We start from the raw sequence: 22,148 nt of genomic DNA, 5'->3' as shown, positions 1-22,148 counted from the left end.
ATTAGATCGCTATGTCCACTGTCTGTAAGGCTGTTATTTTCTGTTTATCTTCAACCCATTGCTGCAAATAATTCAATTCAGATTGCTCTCCAGTACTCTCAAGCACTAATTCAGCCTGAATAGGGGTATTTGTATCCAGTAGAGTTTGCATTTCATTAGGGTAACCTTGATGCAAACGCCTTAAAAGCTGGGCCGAGACACCATGACTCGGTTCTACTATTTCACAAGTCGATAACAAATACTGAGAAAATAAAAATTTCACCAGCGGGTAATGAGTACAAGCTAGTACTAAAGCATTGGCCTTAATAGCTACTAGCTGGCTACATATGTCACAGACCATTGCCTCGACCTCAGAACGAGAGCTTGGCCAATTATCTATCCCATTAGCCAAGTCTGGGTGGCCTATAATGTGAACTTGGCAGTCTGAACGCCACAAAGTAACAAGCTCTTCAAGACGTTCACTTTGTGCTGTGAAAGGCGTAGCTAAAACAGCCACTACTCGGTTTGATAATCCGTTGCAGGCGGGCTTGACTGCTGGCTCTACTCCTATCACGGGCAAGTAGGTATTTGCTCGTAATACATCAATGCCTGCTACAGTCGCTGTGTTACAAGCCACAACAATGGCCTTAACCTGCACAGATTCGAAATAACGACCTATCGTTATTAACCTATTTTCAAGGGCCGCTTTAGATTTATTTCCATAAGGAGCGAAGCCTGAATCAGCAAGATAATGCAATGATAAATAAGGGTGTTGTCGTAATATTCGATTCAAAATACTAATGCCGCCAGCACCTGAATCCATGACACCTACCTTCATGGTTGGACCGCCTCTTTATCATTTGGCAATCTAATGGGTTCTCGTTCAAGCTCAACACCATATTTTGTGGCTACAGACGACTGAATCTTGTCCTGTAACGTCAACAAATTATCTGCTTGCTTATCATGATAGTTAACCAGCACCAACGCTTGTTTTGGATAGACCCCCACCCCTTTGTATTCAATTCCTTTCCAGCCAGCTTGATCAATTAACCAACCCGCAGCCAGTTTAAAGCCCTTTTCAAAAGGAAAAGCAACAAGGTCTGGAAACAATTGCACAAGACGTTCATGGGTGGATGCATCGACCACGGGGTTTTTAAAAAAACTACCCGCATTCGCTAACTTTTTTGGGTCCGGCAATTTACTTGCCCTTACCTGACAAACAGCATCAAAAACCTTTTGCAGAGTAGGCCCCCCCTCAATACAGCCACTTAAACCGCCATATTGAAGCTTAAAGCTGGGCGTCTTTGATAACTTAAGCTCTATTGCCGTGATGACATACTGCTTGCCCCATTGGCTTTTAAAAAGGCTATCACGGTATGCAAAACCGCAATCTTTAGCGTCAATCCAACGTAATTTTTGAGTATTTGACTCCATGACCTGAATACGAGTTAAGCAGTCTTTTACTTCGACACCATATGCGCCAATGTTTTGCACTGGTGCCGCACCAGCAGTACCAGGAATCAGAGCAAGGTTTTCTATACCATACCAACCTTTTTTCACTGTCATCTCAACCAGAGCATGCCAGTTTTCGCCACCAGCCACATTCAGCAATATAGCATCGTGCTCATACTCCTGGTAACTGATCCCGCTTAATTGGTTGATAATGACAAGGCCAGATACGTCTCCCGACAAGAGTAAATTACTGCCGCCACCAATGATGGTGATTGACAAGTTAAACTTATGAGCCCAATGCAGCAATTCAGCAAGTAGCGTTAAGCTGGTTGCTTTAGCAACGTACTCCCCCTGATAGTCAAACCTAAAGCTGTTGTAAGCTGCCAAGGAGACACCCTGTTCCACACCCAATGGCGCTTCTGTCAACATATTGACCTTATTCATTGGCGATATGTTCCAAGAAAGCGTGTGATATTCTTTGCAACTGCTCTCTCATGACAACAAATTCCTTATCTTTGCCGTAGTATGGATCAGCCACTTCACCAAAGTTTACATTGGGGGAGAAGTCACCAAACATAACCACATTTGCTCTGCCGTCTGAAGGTTGTATGGCTTGTAAGTCAGACAAATTTTGCTGATCCATGGCCAGAATCCAATCATTATCATAAAAGTCTTGTGTAGAGACTTTTCTAGCCTTTTGAGCGGCGATATTAATGCCTATGTCTTGTAAAGCTTGGATTGATCGTGAGTCCGGAGGATTTCCCACATGATAGGCAGCAGTACCCGCTGAATCCAAGAACAGCTCCACTGTCTTAGTTTTTTCAGCAGCGGCTTGTAGAATCCCTTGAGCGGCAGGTGAGCGGCAAATGTTTCCCAGACAAACCGTCAAAACACGCACTGTTTTCATTTATCACTGTCCACGTTCAGTCTTTCATCTGTGGTTAAGGTGCGCGCTTCAGACTCTAACAATACCGGAATGCCATCCCGAACTGGGTATGCCATCCCAGCCATTTTACTGACTAACTCTGTGCCGTCTTGGCTTAGTGTTAAAGGGGCTTTAGTAACTGGGCATACAAGGATATCCAATAGAGCTTTATTCATTCTTCATTCCAACTTGTAGGGAGTTTATTTTAGCTAATAGGGACGACTTGAAAGACTCTGATAGCGCCAAGTCTATCGGTAAAAACCAAATTTCTTTATCATTTAGCGGCAATTGTTTACATTTCACTGCGTCTTTTTCAGTCATTAAAATTGGGCCATTGGTTTCATTAAAGTCATTAACATCGTAGCCGTGATGATCACCAAACCATTGGCGGGTATAAGGTGATTGCAAACCATAATGTGCCAGGGTATCAACGAATCTCTCTGGGTTACCAATACCCGCCATCAAATGCCATTGACGATTACTTTTGAAAGCCTCTTGAAAACTCAACACTTTACTTTCATCAAGTGAAACGAGGTGTTTACTGGTTAGAGAAAAACGTAATACTGGCAGATTGAGCTCTGTTAAACTCTTCGCCTGACTCTCGCCAATGGTCACTAAATAATCAACGCTGGCCAAACGCTCTTTAGGCTCTCGCAAAGGGCCAACGGGTAGCAAGTAACCATTACCCAAGCCTCTTTTTGCATCGAGCATGGCTATCTCGATATCCCGAGCTAAGCGGTAATGCTGCATACCATCGTCGCAGATGATAAGGTCTAGATTATATTCAGACAATAATGTCTTGACCGCTAAGTCACGTTTGGCAAATACCACCAAAGGGCAAGCTGTTCGCCTGGCGAGCATGACCGGCTCATCACCCACTTCACTAGCGTGGCTATTAGTAGTAACGAAAGTCGGTGCGCTGAGTTTTGCACCATGACCTCTAGAGACAATACCTATTTTATAGCCAAGGCTTGTTAACCAGCGACATAGGGCAATCACCATTGGGGATTTTCCTGTACCGCCCACACTAATATTGCCCACTACCAATACAGGTACTGGTGCTTTGTACGCATCAGCTGGATGATCTAAGTAGTTTTGACGCTTTTTATTCACTATGTGTGATACAAGGGGCAATATCGGCTTCAAACATTGAGTCCAACCTGACTTAGCATACCAGGAACGAGTAAACAGTGACTCAATGATCACTCTGTGGGCTCCTGTTTCGCAGTATGTGCCAGCTTGTTAATGCCTAATTGAGCGGCAGCGTCATACACTCTTAACACCATATCGTAAGAGGATTTAGCGTCTGCTGTAATGATAAGTGGAATCGTATAATCACCCTCCATGGTCTCTTTTAAGCCCGCCACCAGTGTATTCACTTGTTCATTAATTAACGTTTGACCATTAATTACAAATTGACCATCACTGGTAATGACAATCTCGACCTTATCTATGTCCCGAGTTGCTGGCGCAGAGTTTGATGCGTTAGGCAAATCTATGGTCAACTCTGTACTTTGGTTAAACGTCGTACTGACCATGAAAAAAATTAACAGCAGAAAAACCACATCAATTAAAGGTGTTAAGTTAATTTGCACATCTTCAATTTTTTGACGGCGAAACTTCACGATTAAGCTCCAGCAGTGTTACTACGGCTATCACTGTGCAATAAATCAACCAACTTAGTTGATTGCTGCTCCATTGTGACAACCATTTCGTCGATACGGCGAATAAAGAAGCGGTGAAAAATTAAGGCAGGTATGGCGACTGCCAATCCTGCAGCGGTTGTCAACAAGGCTTCTGAAATACCACCAGCAAGTAACGCTGTGTTACCCGCACCGTTTTCCATAAGCACAGAGAATACTTTTATCATACCCACCACTGTGCCCAGTAAACCAACCAAAGGGGCAATAGCGGCAATTGTACCCAGAGTACTCATGAAACGTTCCAGTTCATGAATCACATGACTGGCGGCTTCTTCGATACTCTCTTTCATAACACTGCGACCATGTTTTGAATTTAACAAACCTACCGCAAAAACAGAGGGTAACCCCGCACTGTTTTGCATTGATCGAATGTACTCTACATTCATACGATCGTCTCTTAAGCGAGTCATGACTTCATTCAGTAAACCTGTCGGTGCTATTCTTGCTTTACGCAATGTCCAGAATCGTTCTAGGATAATAGCTAATGCAATGATCGAACAAGCTAATAGTGGCCACATAAATACGCCACCTGTTTGAATAAAAGTTAACACCTGCTTCTCCTGAAAAAATTTTCCTTAATTTAACATATTCTCTAATGTTTCTACACGTCTGCAAGTGTCAGATTTTGTGAGGAAAAAGGTAAAAACACAGCCACTATGATAAAGCCAATATTCCCCTGGCGAATTCAGGTTAAAAATCAGACGTTGATTGGCTTCTAATAACAACCAATGCACCTTTAATGCGTTCAATTTTTTCTCTTCATTGTGGGTTGGTTTTTTAGACAAAACCAACCAATTAACCCTATGCTTTAATAGTTCTGAACTGCTCCACTCTTTTGAGCTTCCCACCCCAACAACCAGAGAAGAATTCAACCCCAGGCGACTTGCTGGCAAACTTGTTCGCCATCGACTCGACCAAATTAATTTCCCCTGATCAAATACCACCAGCTCATTATGCTTATGAACAAACATAAGCTCTTTTGGTACCTTGCCAAAATCAACCAAACTGAACAGGATAAAACCAAGGGCTATAAAGCCCCGTCTAAGGGGAGTCTGGGCGAGCCAAAAAAACAGTAAAATGAGCATGATCATTTTATTCATGCCGGCATCAAAGTTTATATTGAGAGGCAGCAATGGAGCGCTCAGAGCTAACCACTCTAGACACCACCAAACCTTAACAATCAACTGGTCTAATACGAAATACAGATAATCTGTATTACTGATATAAACCTCTATCACAGAGGCTAGCCCTACTGGAAACCAAACAAAAGCCGTTAGGGGCACGACCAGCATGTTTACCACTGCCGATAAGTAACTTATTTCTTCTTGCCAACCCTGTATCAATACCAATGATGCGACGCTTAACATACACTGAACTAAAACCAGTTTTTGCCAATTAAGCGCCGTCGTCAAAAACAAACACAATATGAAGACCATACTGAAAGAAAGCCAAAGACTGGGTTTGACAATTAGATGAGGGTTAAAAAGTAAAATAAGCCATAAAACAAACTGCAACACCCCTAGAGCCGTCAGGTGAATCAGTGCCAAACGGGACAACTGAAAACAAAATAACATTAAACTGGCGCGTATAACGGGTTCCCCCCAATTTGTTACAGCCCCGTAACAAGCCAGTAACACCGTACTGATAAGTAATGTTAAATGAAGTCGAGTAACGCCTACCTCTAATAACCCCGCTGGTAGGACCATCCAAATAACCTTACTGATTAGTACAGCAATAATGTATACAAAACCCGCATGTAGACCTGAGACCACAAACACATGAGACAAGCCTAATACCCTAATAATCCAGATATCTTTATCGGACCAACCAACCTTATTTCCAAATAATAAGGCTTTACTAAACCGCCAACTGCTATAGTGTTTTAAGGCATTATCTAAACGATCATCACGCTCTGCCCCATCACTTTTCGAGTATGAATCGACAAGCTGAGAACCTGTACTTACCTCAACCCAAAACTGCGCGGCTTTCTTTTCAAAAAAAAGTTTTTTTTGCCACCAGTTCCCCCAAACATTAGGATATAAAGTACGTGTAATTCGTCCATCTAGTGTTACTTCAGACTCGTTCACTGGCACCATAAGGGAACTCACTTGAGCGATTAGCCCGGACTTATTTTGAAGCACAAGATCCACTTGAGCCCCAACACCAGAAGCACATAAGGGGTTGTTTGTCCCATCCTTTAAAACAAACGTATCAAATTTCACACTCAATTGGACGGTTTGGCCTAGAGTTAGATCCACACAGTTTTCAAGAGAATGGTTTTTTTCATTCACTAAGAGCGAAATGAGAGAAATACATAAGATATTTAAGTGAATATATTGTTTTCTAAACAAATGATAGAGACACAGGAAAGCGATCAGCGTAAAATGTCCAGCCATCCATTGGCTAGGCATGAACACACTGCTTACCAATATCATTAAACTAGCCAAAAACATAAGACCTCCTTGTCTTAAGTTCTGTATTTATGCCGAAGCGTTACTTTAGAAAACTGACACCTAACCCAGAAAAATTAAAACAAAATCGTGTCTTAAAAATCTTAGGGGAACAAATTTACGAGGCCAATCTTTGGCACTTAAACCGTAAATCCGTTGCTAGGGCTTTTTTAAATGGCGTATTTTGGGCAATCATTCCAATGCCATTACAAATGCTGGCGGCGGCTTTGCTTGCAATTCCACTCAAAGCCAACATCCCCTTGTCTTTGGCCTTAGTTTGGATAACAAACCCTCTTACCATGCCATTTGTTTTCTTCTTTAACTATAAGGTTGGTACGTTAATTCTAGGCGAGCGTGGCAAAAAACACTTCCACCTGTCTATAGAATGGATATGGGATAAGATAGAACACATTTGGCTTCCCCTCTACGTAGGGTCCTTTGTAACAGCCATTGTAGCCTCACTCATTGCTTACTTTGCTATTCATGTAATGTGGCGCATGCATGTAATCAAACGCTGGAAAGAAAGACGACAAAAATAAGCATGCCTATTAGGCATGCTCAAAAGATTACTTCAGTTGCGCCAACCCTGCTTTAGTCAGCCGATACGCTTGATCCATCCAAGACAGCATTTTTTCATCGTGAGTAACAATAACAAACGCCATATCATATTGGTTTTTTAATTCACCAATTAGCTGCTGTATTTCAAGAGAGGTGGTTTCATCTAAATTGCCAGTTGGTTCGTCCATTAACACGCAAGAAGGCTTATTCGCTAATGCTCGGGCAATGGCCACCCGTTGACGCTCACCACCGGAGAGTTGCGACGGTTTGTGATTCAGCCTTTCAGATAACCCAACTTGCTTCAACAACGCGCTCCCCTCTTCTTTGGCAATTTTTTTATCAACACCGGCAATACGCATTGGCAAAGTGACATTTTCAAGGGCGCTAAATTCTGGGAGCAAATGGTGAAATTGATACACAAAGCCCATTTGCTGATTACGCACCTTTGAGCGCTTGGCATCCTTCATACTCGACCATGATTGTTGAGCTATTAGCACCTCTCCAGAGCTAGCTAAGTCCAAGCCGGCTAGCATATTAAGCAAGGTTGTTTTACCAGAGCCTGATGCACCAACAATGGCACAGGCTTGCCCACTTTCAACGGCGATATCAATTGCCTCAAAAACCTTAACGGTACGTTTGCCATCTTGGTAGGACTTTGCCAGTGCCTGACATTCTAAAACGATTTTATTCATACCTTAAGGCCTCCGCTGGCTCGACTTTCGCTGCTCGCCAAGCTGGATAGATTGTTGCTAACACCGTCATAATGAATGCACTTATTACAATAAACCTCACATCAGACCAAAGTAATTGCGAAGGTAAATAGCTGATAAAGTAAACATCGGCATTAAGGAACTGAACGCCCAATAGACTCTGTATCCCTGCTAAAATATCACTGACATTTAGGGCTAGACTCACCCCCAGCAGTACACCAATGAGAGTTCCTAACATACCAATAAATACACCCTGCACGATGAACACCCACATCACCTGCGATGCGGTCAACCCCATCGTACGAAGAATGGCGATGTCCGTTCTTTTATCCGTAACAACCATAACTAGGGTAGACACAATATTGAAGGCAGCAACAGCAACAATCAGAAGTAACAGAAGCCCTATCATGGTTTTTTCCATTTTTATGGCTTGAAATAAATTGCCATGTGTACGAGTCCAATCACTCACTCTATTTTGGCCAGGAACAGCACGGGCAATGTCCCAAATTCGTGTTGGAGCAGTAAACAAGTCGTCGAAAGCTATTCTGAGCGCTTCCACTTGACCTTTTTGGTAACGTTTAAGCTTAGCCGCATCTTTATAGTTTATGTAAGCAAGGCTGCTGTCTAACTCGGCGCCAACTTGAAAGGTGCCAACTAAAGTAAAGCGTTTTAGTACAGGCGTTACGCCGGCTATAGAAACATTCGCACGAGGTAATATTGCTGTTACTTTATCCCCCACTTGTACTCCCAGCGTCTTTGCTAACTGGGCGCCAAGCACAATACCAAAAGTAGTATTATTAAGAGCATCTAAAGAACCGGATGCAATATGGTCGTCTATGATAGACACTTTCTTTTCTAATTCAGGATCGATACCATTTAAAAGCGCTCCGTGTACATTTGAGCCAGACTGAAACATCACTTGAGCTTGGGTATGTGGTGCAGCCCCGATCACTCCTGGCATCTTTTCAACCAGTTTAACTGTTGCTTTCCAGTCATTTAAGGCGGGAGTCCCCCAAACAGTAGCATGGGGCACCATGCCTAATATCCTTTGCCTTAATTCACGATCAAAGCCATTCATTACAGACAACACAGTAATCAATACCGCGACACCAAGAGCAAGCCCGGCAATAGAAGAAAAACTGATAAACGAAATAAAATGGTTGGACCGTTTGGCTCTGGCATATCGTAAGCCGATCCAGAGAGGAAGAAGGTTAATCAAAATACTGCACCTTATAAGCAAATAAAGGCGCTAAGCGCCTTTATTTAAACCGATATTTTATTTAGGCATCAAAGTCAATACCAATACGACGACCAACGTCTTCGTAGGCTTCAATAACACCACCTAACCCCTGACGGAAACGGTCTTTATCCAGTTTTTCTTTTGTCTCAGCATCCCAAAGGCGACAACCATCTGGAGAGAACTCGTCACCCAATACAACTTCGCCCTTGTACAGACCAAATTCAAGTTTGTAGTCCACCAGCAACATGCCACCTTCCGCAAATAAAGCCTTAAGCACATCATTAACTCGGTAAGTTAATTCTTTTGCAACTTTCAAATGTTCGGCTTTTGCCCAACCAAATGACTCCACATGAGATTCATTTATCATTGGATCACCTAGAGCATCATCTTTAAGGAACAACTCAAAAGTCGGTGGTGTAAGCTCTAAGCCTTCTTCAACACCTAAGCGACGACACAAGCTACCCGCTGCTAGGTTACGAACGACACATTCAACAGGCATCATATCGAGGCATTTTACTAAAGACTCATTATCACTTAGTAATTTTTCAAAGTGAGTTGGAATACCCGCTTCTTGAAGTTTTGTCATGATGTAGGCATTAAATTTGTTATTTACCATGCCTTTACGATCCAACTGCTCAACCTTTTTGCCGTCAAAAGCAGAAGTATCATCACGAAACACTAGAACCATTTTATCAGGGTCATCTGTACGAAATACAGATTTAGCTTTACCTGCATACAGCTCTTGTCGTTTTTCCATTAGGGGTCTCCAAGTTTGCGTCTATAAAGATATTTGATTATTTAATAAATTGCTTAGCAAAAAAATAAGATGTCAAAATGGGATTTTCAGTATCAGAAGTATCTATCACTAAGAAATCACCCGCTTTTTGCGTCTCTACTCGGTAAGAGTACACACGCTCTTGCCAAGGCACGTCGTCAAGGTCACGTCGATAAACTTTAAATAGGGTTTGCTTCTTACCTTGACCAACAGGAATATCAAAATCAACAACGTCGCCGATTTTAGCAATCTTATCTTCTGGTACACTAGCCAGCGAGTTAGGTTGCTCACTCATAAGATACAAGCCAGCATTTTGAATTCTCTGTTCTACTTCTGTTTGAGTAATGTTCTGACCAAGATAAGCTGCAAAGTGCCCTTTTTCATTCACCCAAATAGGGGAAGGAAGTTGCTCCTTATGCCTCTCAGACAAAAATGCAGATGTTTCATTCAAACTACGGCCCACTTTCCCCCAAAGGTTGATTGCTAAGGCGTAGGTACTGTTAATTTTACTCGGGCTTTGCCACAGACCTTCAGCTTCTCCTTCTTGAACTTGGCGTATTTGCATTACTACTTGAGTGAGGCCATCCGACTCGTCAAAACGGAATTTAAAAACCGTTTTCTCTGGGTAAACACGAGTAATTTGGCTCCATAATGCGCGCCATTTACCTTGCTTTTGAGCCGCATAAGGAGCGGTTTCTAACAGGTCGGGAGTATTGCTTGACAGCTCGATTTCTTCGCCGAAATTGTTTTCAAGAAACTGAGCAACTAATTGATGAGCGTTTTCCTTACTGGTAGGAATACTAAAAACAATGCGGTCCTCTTTTTCCATCAAACTCACACGAGCCATTGAATGGAATAAAAAGGGTGCTCTCGGGGCAACAAACTCTTGTTTCGTTGTTAAGTCATCAACTTGATGTTCATTTGGGATGACCAACACATCTTCTGAGGCAATAGAACCTTCAGGGGCTTCTAACGTTTTTGCATTCGTCTGTGAGTGTTGGTAATCGTTTGCATGATCCGTAAAACTGCATGCACTAAGTGTAATCGCAGCGCCTGCGACCAACACCGGGGAACAAATCTCCTTAATACTCATTTATTTCAACACTCCTGTAGACTGCATTGCAGTTTGCAATGCCGGACGTAAATCTGCAGCAAGAGGAGTTAAAGGCAAACGAATCCCTTGCTCGCACAAACCGAGTAGATGACAAGCCCATTTAACGGGTATCGGGTTCGACTCAACAAACAATGCAGAATGTAGACGGTTAATCTCAGCATCTTGTTGTCTAGCTAAATCCTCTTCACCAGCAATGGCAAGTTCTGCCGCTTTGGCAACTTGGCTTGGAGCAATATTGGCTGTCACAGAAATATTACCTTTACCGCCTAATAGCATTAGCCCGACTGCCGTTGGGTCATCGCCAGAGTAGACAGCAAAATCGTTAGGTAGCGCTTTTATCAAAGCAGCACCACGTTCTAAGTCTCCCGTTGCATCTTTAACACCTACAATGTTCTGCAAGCTGGCTAAGCGCAAAATGGTATCATTACTCATATCACAAGCTGTGCGCCCTGGCACATTATAAAGAATTTGAGGGATTTCAACGGCTTCAGCAATGGCTTTAAAATGCTGATACAAACCTTCTTGGGTGGGCTTGTTGTAGTATGGTGTCACTAATAGACAAGCGTCTGCGCCAGCTTCTTTGGCACTCAAGGTGAGATCTATGGCTTCATGAGTAGCATTGGCACCTGTCCCTGCTATAACCGGCACTCTACCAGACACTGTCTTGACTACTTGGCGGATAACCCCTGCGTGTTCAGAGGGGGTTAAGGTAGAAGACTCACCTGTTGTACCCACTGCAACAATACCATGGGTGCCGGCTTTGATATGAAACTCTATAAGATCGTCTAACTTTTCAGTATCCACCGCTCCTTCAGCTGTCATTGGCGTAATAAGAGCGACTAAACTACCTGTGATCATTATGAGTCTCCAAAAAAATGATAAGCGCGCATATATTACCGTCAAGGCCGATTTTGCACAATCATTGAGACCGTAAAGCACCGGTAAAAATATAACTTTCTTCGCTTAACCAGTTTTCTAGCCTTCTTCTTTCGCCCTTGCTAAGCCTATAATATGCAAAGACTTTCACAACCCTTCACTGTATTGGAGATAATAATGAGTTTAGAAATTGGCGATATAGCACCTGATTTTTCAGCTAAAGACCAAAATGGCGACGATATAGCCCTAACGGACTTTAAAGGGAAAAAAGTGGTCTTGTATTTTTACCCAAAAGATTCCACTCCAGGCTGTACAGCACAAGCCTGCAACTTACGCGATAACTATCAAACTTTTCTCGATCAAGGCTATGTTATTTTAGGTGTCAGCACTGACACAGAAAAACGCCATCAGAATTTTATCGCAAAGCAGCAACTACCCTTTCCGCTAATTGCTGACACAGAACGTGTAGTTCACGAGCTATATGGCACCTGGCAATTAAAAAAATTCATGGGTAAAGAATTTATGGGAACGGTCAGAACCACATTTGTAATCGATGAAGAAGGCAAAATCACCGACATCATCAAAAAAGTAAAAACCAAGGAGCATGCCGCTCAAATACTTGATTAGAAAATCAGAACCTAAAGCACGCCGTCATTGATCTCTCAAATACGGCGTGCTCGTCTTAAGAGTTACTGCCTTGGCAAACGATTATTGCCAAGCTGCTGTTCGCAAGAACTACGATAAGGGTTAATATCAAGCCCGCCTCTTCTCACATACCGTGCGTACACCGTCAGTTGTTTAGGTTGGCAGCGCTTCATTATGTCTATATAAATTCGCTCCACACACTGTTCATGAAAGTCAGTATGCTCGCGGAATGAAACAATATATTTGAGCAAACTTTCATGGCAAATCTGCTTGCCTTGATACTGTATATAAACTGACCCCCAATCAGGTTGATTGGTTACTGGGCAATTGGACTTTAATAAGTGACTGATGAGTGACTCATCAACATCAAGGGGATCCTTTGATAAGCAGAGCAAATTCGCATTGGGATGATAGTCTGCAATATCAACATCTAAATCATCAATGCAATAATCTGCTGGCACTGTAACCAAACCATCCACATGATCCAGATCACGAATAACAACGCTAACTTGCGCCTTGCATGCAGCACTTAAATCACTTTCAAGCAAACTCTGCACAACCTCAGTGGATTCGTAGCGCATCTGATTTAATGAGTTTAAATACAGCTTAAAAGACTTTGATTCTATGATATTCAAAGAATCGTGAGGGAATCGAAATTCCACCATAGCAACAACAGGTTTGCCCTTCGGATTTAACCAAGAGACTTCGTAGGCATTCCAAATGTCTTCGCCAAAAAAAGGTAAGCCATCTGGCTCAACCCCCATTTCTTGCCATTTATCGACCCTTGCAATGGGGAATAACAAACCAGCATCATACTCAGAAACGTATTCTGTTTGCTGACCTAAAGGTAACATAGCCATTACTAAATCCTTAACTTCTTATACCGCGACCTTTGTTTAACAAGTGCAAGCTGAGCGTAAAAAACACCAAGATAAACACACAAATCATGACCAGCGCCCAATACACACTGATATCAGAAACACCTAAAATACCAAAACGGAATGCATTCACCATGTAAAGCACAGGGTTGAGCAAGGAAGCATGTTGCCAAAAATCGGGCAACAGATGGATCGAATAAAAGACCCCTCCAAGGTAGGTTAACGGCGTTAAAATAAAGGTCGGTACAATGGATACATCATCAAAATTGCGGGCGAACAAACCATTCACAAAACCGCCCAAAGAAAACATAACCGCTGTTAAGAAAACCACTAGCACGGTCAGCAATATATTATCAATTGTTAGGTGCGTAAAAAACAACGACAACAAGGTCACGATCAAGCCTACTAACAGCCCCCGTACGACACCACCCAGAACATAACCTAATAATATGACCCAATTCGGCGTTGGCGAAACAAGCAACTCTTGAACGCTGTGCTGAAACTTAGCAGAAAAGAAAGAAGACGAAACATTCGCATAAGAGTTAGTGATAACAGCCATCATAATCAGCCCCGGCACTATGAACTGCATATAACTAAAGCCGTCCATCTGACCGATACGATCACCAATAAAATTACCGAAAATGGCAAAATACAATGACATAGTAATTGCAGGTGGCAGTAAAGTTTGAGGCCAAATACGCGTAAAACGGCGCACCTCTCTTATTAGAATGGTATAGAAAGCAACCCAAATTTCAGAGTTTTTCATTCAATCAACCTTTAATTAGTTTAACAAACAGTTCTTCAAGTCGGTTTGACTTGTTACGCATACTCAGAACCTTAACGCCCACCTTATCAAGGGCGCTGAACACCTCATTAATAGACTGCCCTTTTACAACATCAACCTCTGCAACCAATGCTCCAGCAACACTGCTCAAGTTAAAACTAGGTAATGAAAACCCATCTGGCAAAGGCTGCTCTAGATCCAACACAAAGGTTTCTTGACTGAGGGTTTTAAGTAAGGCCTTTACGCTGGTATTTTCAACTATCTCACCTGAGTTAATAATGGCAATGTTACGACATAGCTGTTCGGCTTCTTCTAAATAGTGGGTAGTCAAAATAATGGTAGTACCCGCATTATTTAGATCCTTAATAAATTCCCACATCGAGCGGCGCAGCTCTATATCAACCCCTGCTGTCGGCTCATCTAAAATAAGCACTTCTGGCTCATGTATTAACGCTCTAGCAATCATTAAGCGCCTTTTCATTCCCCCCGATAAATTACGAGACGGTTCATTACGCTTATCCCAGAGATCAAGCTGCTTTAAATATTTTTCTGCTCTTTGTTTGGCAAGTTCCAACCCAATGCCGTAAAACCCCGCTTGCGTGACCACCACATTAAACACGGTTTCAAACATGTTAAAATTAAACTCTTGCGGCACCACCCCAAGATATTTTTTTGCTAATGGAAAGTTTTCGTCAATATCAACACCGAAAATAGATACTTTCCCGGCTGTTTTGTTGACCAAAGAGCACAAAATGCCGATTGTGGTAGATTTTCCGGCCCCATTGGGACCTAAAAGCGCAAAAAAGTCGCCCTTTTCTACGGTCAAGTTAATACCCTTTAGCGCTTCAAAACCGCCATCATAGCGTTTTTTTAAGTCACTAATTTCAATTGCATATGTCATAATTACAGCTCTCAATTGGCAATTGCCGAACTCGAAGTTTAATTTAAAAGGTTGATTCGTGAATTTACGTACACAATACATTTATGACGCTTTCATGGAACTGAAACGTCGCAGCCAAGAACATTTTCCTTTTGACCAAGTACCATTAGCAGAAGAGGAACAGGACTTTGTTAGCAAATGGGATCAAACATTAGAACTCATTGAATCAAACAGTCCAGACTATACTTTTGCTGCTCAAGAGCTGTTAGCACGATATATTCGCTGCTATGCCAACCTTGTTCCCTTAGTCAAACGTGAATTACTTTGGCTTATTGGGGGCGAATGTTTACATTTTCTAGGGGATGAAGAAATTAATCTTTACCAAGCACTGGAAGATCAACTGTATGAGCTTGAACAAAAAGGCGAAAGTTACGATATTGAGCAGCAGATTAGCCAATTACGAAGTGACCATAGCCCACTACATTAGTCCAACCCTCTCCCTTACTTTGTGGTTTTGATACACCAACATTCCCGAACATCATTCAGGAATGTTGGTCAGTACAGTATTAAGATACTTTCTTAAACACTAGTGTTCCGTTTGTACCGCCAAAGCCAAAAGAGTTATTTAACGCAACTTTGATCTTTTTCTTTTGCGGGGTAAAAGGGACGTAGTTTAAATCACAACCTTCCCCTGGCTCTTCCAAATTAATGGTTGGTGGAGCCACTTGGTCACGAATTGCCAGAATAGAAAATATTGACTCTACTGCGCCAGAAGCCCCTAATAAGTGACCAATCATAGATTTAGTAGAACTGATCGCCACATCTGAAGCGTCATCCCCCATAACCGCTTTAACAGCACGGGTTTCCGCCAGATCACCCGCCGGTGTAGAGGTACCGTGGGCGTTAATATAATCCACTTTAGCAGGAGAAATCCCAGCATCATTTAATGCTGCACTCATTGCCGAAGCAGCGCCTTCACCCGTTTCAGGTGGCGCCGTCATATGGTGAGCATCATCGCTCATGCCAAAGCCAGCAAGCTCTGCATAAATTGTAGCACCACGAGCGACCGCATGTTCGTATTCTTCTAATACTAAAATACCTGCGCCGTCTCCCATGACAAAACCATCACGGTTTTTATCCCAGGGGCGGCTCGCTGTAACTGGGTCATCATTTCTAGTCGACAATGCACGAGCAGCACCAAAACCACCGATACCCAGTGGAGTGATCGCCATTTCAGCACCACCTGCAACCATGATATCCGCATCGCCATAAGCAATCATGCGACCAGCCATACCTATATTGTGTGTCCCAGTTGTACAGGCCGTCACAATGGAAATATTAGGCCCTTTGAAGCCGAAGCGAATCGCCACATGCCCTGAGATCATATTAATGATTGCACCAGGGACAAAAAAAGGTGATATACGCTTAGGCCCAGATTGATTCAGTAACTCAAGGTTTTTTTCAATCATAGGCAGACCACCAATACCAGAACCAATGGCACAACCGACTCTGTTCAAATTAACGGTTTGTTCATTAATGTTGGCATCATCTAAGGCCTGCACTGCAGCAGAAATACCGTATTGGATAAACAAGTCCATTTTACGAGCTTCTTTAACGCTCATGCATTCTGTTGCATCAAAGTCCTTTACTTGGGCGGCAAAACGAGTGGAAAATTGTGCAGCATCAAAAGACTGAATCTCTGAGACACCACTTTTCCCTTCTAACACGTTATCCCAAGTATCTTTTACATTGTTGCCAAGGGGCGTCACCATTCCCATTCCTGTGACCACAACCCGACGACGAGACATAGGTTTCCTCCAAAAAGAGCCTTTACTACTATATAGGCTTTAATAAGAAAAGCCGCTGTATAGAATACAAGCGGCTTTTCGGAAAACTCAATTCACAAAGAGATTACAAGTTAGCGTTGATGTAGTCGTTCGCCGCTTGTACAGTTGTGATTTTTTCTGCTTCTTCATCAGGAATTTCAGTATCAAATTCCTCTTCTAGAGCCATAACTAGCTCAACGGTGTCTAGGGAATCTGCACCCAAGTCATCAACGAAAGATGCTGAACTAACAACCTCTTCCTCTTTAACACCTAGTTGTTCGCAAACGATTTTTTTTACGCGTTCTTCAATGCTACTCATTAGAAGTTCCTACTTTTACTCGTTAACAGCTCATAGTGAGCATATTATAATATTCGACACCTTTACGGCGTGATTCAAAACCCGAACCAGACACGTATTCTCGTTGAATTAAGATAAAAATTCAACTTAATTATGACATATACATGCCACCATTGACATGAAGGGTTTCACCTGTAATGTATCCTGCACCTTGAGACGCTAAAAACGCGACTGCTGCAGCGATTTCTTCCGGTTGACCCAAACGAGAGGAAGGCACTTTTTCTACCAACTTAGCTTTATGATCTTCCGGCAATACTTTTGTCATATCAGTTTCAATAAAGCCCGGCGCCACACAGTTCACCGTGATGCCACGAGAAGCAATCTCAGCCGCCAAAGAACGACTAAAACCCTCTAGACCGGCTTTAGCAGCGGAATAGTTTGTTTGACCGCCGTTGCCCATTGAACCAACCACTGAACTAATGCTGATGACACGACCAAATTTGGCTTTGGTCATGCCACGTAAACAAGCTTTGGTGACGCGAAAAACAGAAGAAAGGTTGGTGTTCATCACCTGCTCCCACTCGTCTTCTTTCATGCGCATCATTAAGTTGTCGCGGGTAATGCCAGCATTATTTACTAAAATAGTTGGCGCGCCGAACTCAGCGTTAATTTCTTTAATGACTGTATCAACTGACTCACTAGAAGACACATCCAGCACCCAGCCTTTACCTTTATCACCAAGATACTCACTGATACTTTGCGCACCAGATTCACTGGTTGCAGTACCAATCACTGTTGCGCCCTGCTCTACCAACAAGGTAGCAATAGCCTTACCAATACCACGGGTTGCACCAGTTACTAGTGCAATTTTACCTTCTAGACTCATTATTCAGTCTCCTATTAAAATCCGTATTATTTATTCCGCTGACAAGGCAGACGTAAAGCCTTTTTCATCACCTAGCGATGCAGCAGACAAACCTTTTACAATACGTTTGTTCAAGCCACTCAGTACTTTACCTGGCCCACATTCGAGTGTCGTAGTGACACCCAGTTTAGCCAAAAGCTCTACAGACTGAGTCCATAAAACAGGCTCGCTCAATTGCGCCACCAAGTTAGATTTGATCAATGCGGCATCAGCAACCGCCTCAGCAGATACGTTCTGAACCAAAGTACAGGTTGGCGCATTAAACTGAATAGACTCTAATTTCTCGGCCAGTTTTTTACCCGCCGGAATCATCAATTCACAGTGAGACGGCACACTTACAGGAAGCGGTAAAGCTCGCTTAGCACCAGCCTCTTTAGCATTCGCCATAGCTTGTTCTACAGCCTCAACATGCCCTGCAATCACAACCTGACCTGGGGAGTTAAAGTTAACAGCGCTCACCACACCTTCCACAGAAGCACAGGCCCCAATGACTTGTTCATCAGTCAGACCTATGATTGCGGCCATAGCGCCCGTTCCAGCAGGAACGGCTGCTTGCATGTACTCACCACGCAACTTTACTAGCTCAACTGCATCGGTAAATTCAATCACACCAGCACAAACTAAAGCTGAATATTCCCCAAGACTGTGGCCCGCAACATACGCTGGCAGCTCACCACCTTGCTGTTGCCAAAGACGATACAAAGCAACACTTGCCGTTAATAACGCTGGCTGAGTTTTATCTGTTTGATTCAACGCCTCTAAGTCGTTTTGTACCAGTTCCCACAAATCATAACCCAGCACTGCAGACGCTTGTGCAAAGGTCTCACCAATAACGGGATGACTCTGGGCTAAATCTGCCAACATTCCCAACTGTTGAGAACCTTGCCCCGGAAATACAAAAGCTAACTCATTATTCATTTAATATCCTCATTACAAAGACGCGCTTGTAGGGCCGTAGCTAACTTCGCCCGCGCAAGATCAACACCATAGCTTATTGCCCCTGCTATCGCAGTAGCATCTGAACTACCGTGAGTTTTTACCAAATTGCCACGCACCCCAACAAGGCAAGCACCATGCTGGCGTTCAGTTTGATAAAAACTCTCAGCTAATGACCGAAACCCTACCCCCTGCTCCTTGAATTGACCCATTAAAAAGGCCAACAACCCTTCAGAGGCCTTTAGTACCGCATTCCCTACCATGCCATCACAAACAATAACGTTCTTATTGCCTTCAAACAACTCACACCCTTCAGCATACCCATGGTATTCAGGCCACACATTCGCTTTAAGTAAATCGTTTGCCTGTTTTATAACAGAACTGCCTTTTGAACTTTCCACACCAACATTCAAAAGCCCTACTCGAGCACTTTGTTTTCCCATTATCTCTACATAAGCCGCCCCAAGCTGAGCAAAACCTTCCAACATAACAGCAGGACAGTGCACATTTGCACCTAGGTCAGTCAAACAACGTAGTGGAGAAGTGCGCAGCTCACGTATTAATGCAGGATATAACTTAGGTTTGATTAAACCCAAAATATGCCGTGCCAAAGCAACCAGAGCCCCTGTATTGCCCGCGGTAATCATAACATCTGAATGCCCTTCTTTCACGTGTCGTAAAGCCTGATAAAGACTCGTCGTGCGCCGTTTAAACATAGATAAAGATACTTCATCATCGGCACCGATAGCATCTTTACAGGGCAATAGTGCCAAACGATCATGAGCAGGAGGAAGTTCTAGGGATTCACTGGGGGTGTAGAAAATGGAAATGAAAAGGTCATCACAATAATGTAGAGCATTTAATGCCCCATTGAAAGCAACACGGGGACCTAAGTCCCCGCCCATAGCGTCTAAAGCTACCCTAATCATGGGTATCTTAGTTACTCACCTTTAGGGGTGATAACTTGACGACCACGGTAAAAACCGTCTGCAGAAATGTGGTGACGACGATGAGTTTCACCAGTCGTTTGCTCTACAGAAAGAGTTGCGCCTGTTAAAGCGTCGTGTGAACGGCGTTGGCCGCGGCGTGAACGAGTCACTTTACTTTTTTGTACTGCCATTTTTGGAGCTCCTAACTTTTACTTGGCTTTTAATTGAGCCAATATACTAAATGGATTCGGTTTTTCGTCATCCGGTGCGTCATCGGTAGACGATGCATACTTTACAGCTGTTGGGTTGCAACCACTTTCTTCGTGATAAGCGACAATTGGCAAAGCAAGTATAATTTCTTGCTCAACCATATCTGCCAGAACTACGTCACCATCGGTCATGACAACAGGGTCGTATTCTGCCGGAATATTTTTCGCATGGTCTTCGTCATAAACAAAAGCCAAAGATAAATCTAACGTCAGATCATGATCAACAGGCCCCATGCAGCGCTGACAAACAACTTGTACTTGCGCTTTAAGGTTTCCTGTTGCTATGTATCGCCTATCTTCATCAACTCTAAAGTTTAGATGAATAAAAGCATCCCCCTCATCCGACGCCAAGAGAGCGCACAACTCTTTAAACTGCTTAAGAGGTATGTTCCCTTCAATCGCCGACTCATGGTTAGCGTATTTACGAGGGTCAAAATATTTGGGTAATGTGTCATTCAACATGGCGGCAAATAATATTGCCAAGGCGCCCTATTGTCAAAGTGAAAGTGCCATGAAAAGCGTTTATTTCATGTTTTTTTTCGATAAAATCTAAAAAACACGATAATCCACCTCTAAATAGATAATCAAGCAGAAAAATATGCAGAAAAAACTGATACTTGCTTCTTCTTCAAGCTACCGCAAAACACTCCTAAAGCGGCTTCACTTAGCGTTTCAGTGCCGATCTCCTGAGATAGATGAAACACCAAAAGAAACTGAAACCGCCAGTCAATTAGTCAGACGGCTTTCATTCGCTAAGGCACATGCGGTCTCTACTGAGTCACCAAACAATAGCGTTATTATCGCATCAGATCAGGTAGCCAGCTTAGCAGAAGAAATTTTAGGAAAGCCACTCACTAAAGAAAAAGCTTATCAGCAGCTTAGCCGCTTCAGTGGCAAACAAGTGGATTTTATTACAGGGCTTTGTGTTTATGACAAGTCTACGAATACGGCGCAATACCATGAGAGTCAATATAGCGTATTTTTCCGTCAACTTTCTCAACAAGAGATCATTAAATATATTGAACTGGAGTCCCCTCTTGATTGCGCTGGCAGCTTCAAATGCGAGGGACTTGGTGTTTGTTTATTTGAGAAAATGGCAGGTGACGACCCAAACAGCCTTATAGGTCTACCCCTTATTAAGCTTGCAGAGATACTGAGGGAACACCAAATCAATCCGCTTACCGCTACTGAGCTTCCTGCAACATAAAAGAAACTTGGTCCTCGCCCAATTCTTCGCGCGCCAAGTTCGCTAAGTTCAACCACCTAACTTTGCGCGCCAAACGCTCACTTAAACCTGCTTCAATACTTGTGATATATTGATCAGCCCTATCAATAGCCGACTGCCCACCTGAGTCACTACTCGTCACCAGCCCTATCAAATTAACGCCTTCAGGTTGATCATTGAGAAAGCGGCGAATTCTAGGCAAATCTTGGGCATCCATTTGCGCCATTAACTCAAATTGGAAATCATCACTCTTGATAGGCTTAATATCATCCAGCCGCACCACAATATCACCAGCGCCACGCTGATTAATGTACGCCATTTGATAGCCTTTGAACTGGTCTTTCACAACCAGTAGTGATTGATTTTGATCTGCTCCATAGAGCAAGTATTCGCGGTAAAAATTATTGGCCCACGCATTACTGCTACCACAGTTTCGACCATCGCATTGAAAGGCGATTTGCTGCCCCTCCGCCAACAAGGCCTGTCGGTAATAGCGATTTACCTCATCTAGCTCAACATTCCGGTGAATTTTATAAAGCACTTGATAGGTATCAGCCTCTATACGATCAAGTTTCTCAGGCTCCCAGCCGCGACCAACACGCTTAATGACACCTAAAGGCACCTCCACCCTTTGCTGCTCTAAGCTGGCACTCTTGACTAACTGAGCCTCTCTAAAAGGGGGGATATCAGTAAAGTCTGCTAGCAAACTTGTACTGGACAACAACAATACGCTCATTAAGGGGACAGACTTGACCATAGGACACACCATTA

General features: G+C 43.1%; 28 protein-coding genes. 4 read left to right on the top strand and 24 right to left on the bottom strand.

What is annotated here, in order from left to right:
- Position 1: 1 nt before the first annotated feature.
- From murI to ACYVGZ_RS00745, 8 genes are read right to left on the bottom strand one after another with little or no spacing between them, the layout of a single operon-like run.
- Positions 2-817 carry a glutamate racemase gene (gene murI / locus ACYVGZ_RS00780; RefSeq protein WP_460749822.1) on the bottom strand — a complete coding sequence of 272 codons (816 nt, stop codon included), beginning with the start codon at positions 815-817 and terminating at the stop codon, positions 2-4.
- On the bottom strand, positions 814-1,875 hold the full coding sequence (gene murB / locus ACYVGZ_RS00775) for a UDP-N-acetylmuramate dehydrogenase (RefSeq protein WP_460749819.1): 1,062 nt from the start codon (positions 1,873-1,875) through the stop codon (positions 814-816). The genes murI and murB overlap by 4 nt, the downstream gene beginning before the upstream one ends.
- Positions 1,868-2,338, bottom strand: coding sequence for a low molecular weight protein-tyrosine-phosphatase (locus ACYVGZ_RS00770; protein WP_460749816.1), 471 nt, complete (start codon positions 2,336-2,338; stop codon positions 1,868-1,870). The genes murB and ACYVGZ_RS00770 overlap by 8 nt, the downstream gene beginning before the upstream one ends.
- Positions 2,335-2,532 carry a Trm112 family protein gene (locus ACYVGZ_RS00765; protein ID WP_460749813.1) on the bottom strand — a complete coding sequence of 66 codons (198 nt, stop codon included), beginning with the start codon at positions 2,530-2,532 and terminating at the stop codon, positions 2,335-2,337. Before ACYVGZ_RS00765 ends, ACYVGZ_RS00770 begins: the two co-directional genes overlap by 4 nt.
- The gene (lpxK, locus tag ACYVGZ_RS00760) at positions 2,525-3,562 is read right to left on the bottom strand and encodes a tetraacyldisaccharide 4'-kinase (protein WP_460749810.1); all 1,038 of its coding nucleotides are present in this window, start codon (positions 3,560-3,562) and stop codon (positions 2,525-2,527) included. Before lpxK ends, ACYVGZ_RS00765 begins: the two co-directional genes overlap by 8 nt.
- On the bottom strand, positions 3,559-3,981 hold the full coding sequence (locus ACYVGZ_RS00755; protein WP_460749808.1) for an ExbD/TolR family protein: 423 nt from the start codon (positions 3,979-3,981) through the stop codon (positions 3,559-3,561). The genes lpxK and ACYVGZ_RS00755 overlap by 4 nt, the downstream gene beginning before the upstream one ends.
- Before the next feature lie 2 nt (positions 3,982-3,983).
- Complete coding sequence (locus ACYVGZ_RS00750) at positions 3,984-4,610, bottom strand: MotA/TolQ/ExbB proton channel family protein (protein ID WP_460749806.1); 627 nt, start codon at positions 4,608-4,610, stop codon at positions 3,984-3,986.
- A 24-nt stretch (positions 4,611-4,634) separates the two neighbouring features.
- Positions 4,635-6,512, bottom strand: a complete 1,878-nt coding sequence (locus ACYVGZ_RS00745) for a ComEC/Rec2 family competence protein (RefSeq protein WP_460749802.1) — start codon at positions 6,510-6,512, stop codon at positions 4,635-4,637.
- 29 nt (positions 6,513-6,541) lie between these two features.
- On the opposite strand from ACYVGZ_RS00745, the gene ACYVGZ_RS00740 reads away from it, so the two are divergent.
- Positions 6,542-7,048 (top strand): DUF2062 domain-containing protein, encoded by a 507-nt coding sequence (locus ACYVGZ_RS00740; protein WP_460749799.1) that lies wholly within the window; start codon positions 6,542-6,544, stop codon positions 7,046-7,048.
- A gap of 27 nt (positions 7,049-7,075) precedes the next feature.
- Here the strand turns inward: ACYVGZ_RS00740 and ACYVGZ_RS00735 are convergent, their stop codons facing one another.
- From ACYVGZ_RS00735 to dapA, 5 genes are all read right to left on the bottom strand, one after another.
- The gene (locus ACYVGZ_RS00735) at positions 7,076-7,759 is read right to left on the bottom strand and encodes an ABC transporter ATP-binding protein (RefSeq protein ID WP_460749797.1); all 684 of its coding nucleotides are present in this window, start codon (positions 7,757-7,759) and stop codon (positions 7,076-7,078) included.
- Positions 7,752-8,996, bottom strand: coding sequence for a lipoprotein-releasing ABC transporter permease subunit (locus tag ACYVGZ_RS00730; RefSeq protein ID WP_460749795.1), 1,245 nt, complete (start codon positions 8,994-8,996; stop codon positions 7,752-7,754). Before ACYVGZ_RS00730 ends, ACYVGZ_RS00735 begins: the two co-directional genes overlap by 8 nt.
- 61 nt (positions 8,997-9,057) lie before the next feature.
- On the bottom strand, positions 9,058-9,774 hold the full coding sequence (purC, locus tag ACYVGZ_RS00725; RefSeq protein ID WP_460749792.1) for a phosphoribosylaminoimidazolesuccinocarboxamide synthase: 717 nt from the start codon (positions 9,772-9,774) through the stop codon (positions 9,058-9,060).
- A gap of 37 nt (positions 9,775-9,811) precedes the next feature.
- Positions 9,812-10,885 carry a hypothetical protein gene (locus ACYVGZ_RS00720; protein WP_460749789.1) on the bottom strand — a complete coding sequence of 358 codons (1,074 nt, stop codon included), beginning with the start codon at positions 10,883-10,885 and terminating at the stop codon, positions 9,812-9,814.
- The gene (dapA, locus tag ACYVGZ_RS00715; protein ID WP_460749787.1) at positions 10,886-11,764 is read right to left on the bottom strand and encodes a 4-hydroxy-tetrahydrodipicolinate synthase; all 879 of its coding nucleotides are present in this window, start codon (positions 11,762-11,764) and stop codon (positions 10,886-10,888) included.
- A gap of 195 nt (positions 11,765-11,959) precedes the next feature.
- On the opposite strand from dapA, the gene bcp reads away from it, so the two are divergent.
- Positions 11,960-12,409 carry a thioredoxin-dependent thiol peroxidase gene (gene bcp, locus ACYVGZ_RS00710; RefSeq protein WP_460749784.1) on the top strand — a complete coding sequence of 150 codons (450 nt, stop codon included), beginning with the start codon at positions 11,960-11,962 and terminating at the stop codon, positions 12,407-12,409.
- A gap of 62 nt (positions 12,410-12,471) precedes the next feature.
- Here the strand turns inward: bcp and queF are convergent, their stop codons facing one another.
- The 3 genes from queF to ACYVGZ_RS00695 are packed head-to-tail and all read right to left on the bottom strand — an operon-like array spanning position 12,472 to position 14,990.
- On the bottom strand, positions 12,472-13,287 hold the full coding sequence (gene queF, locus ACYVGZ_RS00705; protein WP_460749781.1) for an NADPH-dependent 7-cyano-7-deazaguanine reductase QueF: 816 nt from the start codon (positions 13,285-13,287) through the stop codon (positions 12,472-12,474).
- Positions 13,288-13,297: 10 nt separating this feature from the next.
- Complete coding sequence (locus tag ACYVGZ_RS00700) at positions 13,298-14,071, bottom strand: ABC transporter permease (RefSeq protein WP_460749779.1); 774 nt, start codon at positions 14,069-14,071, stop codon at positions 13,298-13,300.
- A 4-nt stretch (positions 14,072-14,075) separates the two neighbouring features.
- On the bottom strand, positions 14,076-14,990 hold the full coding sequence (locus ACYVGZ_RS00695; RefSeq protein ID WP_460749776.1) for an ABC transporter ATP-binding protein: 915 nt from the start codon (positions 14,988-14,990) through the stop codon (positions 14,076-14,078).
- Between the two features lie 58 nt (positions 14,991-15,048).
- Here ACYVGZ_RS00695 and ACYVGZ_RS00690 point away from each other — a divergent pair, with 58 nt between their 5' ends.
- Entirely contained in the window at positions 15,049-15,456 is a 408-nt protein-coding gene (locus ACYVGZ_RS00690) for a PA2817 family protein (RefSeq protein WP_460749774.1), read from the top strand.
- 79 nt (positions 15,457-15,535) lie between these two features.
- Here the strand turns inward: ACYVGZ_RS00690 and fabF are convergent, their stop codons facing one another.
- From fabF to ACYVGZ_RS00655, 7 genes are all read right to left on the bottom strand, one after another.
- Complete coding sequence (gene fabF / locus ACYVGZ_RS00685; RefSeq protein WP_460749771.1) at positions 15,536-16,777, bottom strand: beta-ketoacyl-ACP synthase II; 1,242 nt, start codon at positions 16,775-16,777, stop codon at positions 15,536-15,538.
- 103 nt (positions 16,778-16,880) lie between these two features.
- Positions 16,881-17,114, bottom strand: a complete 234-nt coding sequence (gene acpP / locus ACYVGZ_RS00680; protein WP_115896560.1) for an acyl carrier protein — start codon at positions 17,112-17,114, stop codon at positions 16,881-16,883.
- A gap of 130 nt (positions 17,115-17,244) precedes the next feature.
- Positions 17,245-17,979: a 3-oxoacyl-ACP reductase FabG gene (gene fabG, locus ACYVGZ_RS00675; RefSeq protein WP_460749767.1), complete on the bottom strand. Its 735-nt coding sequence runs from the start codon at positions 17,977-17,979 to the stop codon at positions 17,245-17,247.
- 30 nt (positions 17,980-18,009) lie between these two features.
- The gene (gene fabD, locus ACYVGZ_RS00670; RefSeq protein WP_460749764.1) at positions 18,010-18,936 is read right to left on the bottom strand and encodes an ACP S-malonyltransferase; all 927 of its coding nucleotides are present in this window, start codon (positions 18,934-18,936) and stop codon (positions 18,010-18,012) included.
- Complete coding sequence (locus tag ACYVGZ_RS00665; RefSeq protein ID WP_460749762.1) at positions 18,933-19,883, bottom strand: phosphate acyltransferase; 951 nt, start codon at positions 19,881-19,883, stop codon at positions 18,933-18,935. The genes fabD and ACYVGZ_RS00665 overlap by 4 nt, the downstream gene beginning before the upstream one ends.
- A gap of 11 nt (positions 19,884-19,894) precedes the next feature.
- Positions 19,895-20,074, bottom strand: coding sequence for a 50S ribosomal protein L32 (gene rpmF / locus ACYVGZ_RS00660; protein WP_460749759.1), 180 nt, complete (start codon positions 20,072-20,074; stop codon positions 19,895-19,897).
- A gap of 18 nt (positions 20,075-20,092) precedes the next feature.
- Positions 20,093-20,635, bottom strand: a complete 543-nt coding sequence (locus ACYVGZ_RS00655; RefSeq protein WP_460749757.1) for a YceD family protein — start codon at positions 20,633-20,635, stop codon at positions 20,093-20,095.
- A 115-nt stretch (positions 20,636-20,750) separates the two neighbouring features.
- On the opposite strand from ACYVGZ_RS00655, the gene ACYVGZ_RS00650 reads away from it, so the two are divergent.
- A complete protein-coding gene (locus tag ACYVGZ_RS00650; RefSeq protein WP_460749754.1) occupies positions 20,751-21,359 on the top strand; it encodes a Maf family protein in 609 nt (202 codons plus the stop codon).
- Here the strand turns inward: ACYVGZ_RS00650 and ACYVGZ_RS00645 are convergent.
- Complete coding sequence (locus ACYVGZ_RS00645) at positions 21,337-22,134, bottom strand: DUF4892 domain-containing protein (RefSeq protein WP_460749751.1); 798 nt, start codon at positions 22,132-22,134, stop codon at positions 21,337-21,339. The two genes, ACYVGZ_RS00650 and ACYVGZ_RS00645, sit on opposite strands and share 23 nt — an antisense overlap.
- Between the last annotated feature and the right edge of the window lie 14 nt (positions 22,135-22,148).

This window comes from Marinomonas epiphytica (assembly GCF_054780655.1).
This window is presented reverse-complemented; position numbering and strand designations above follow the sequence as displayed.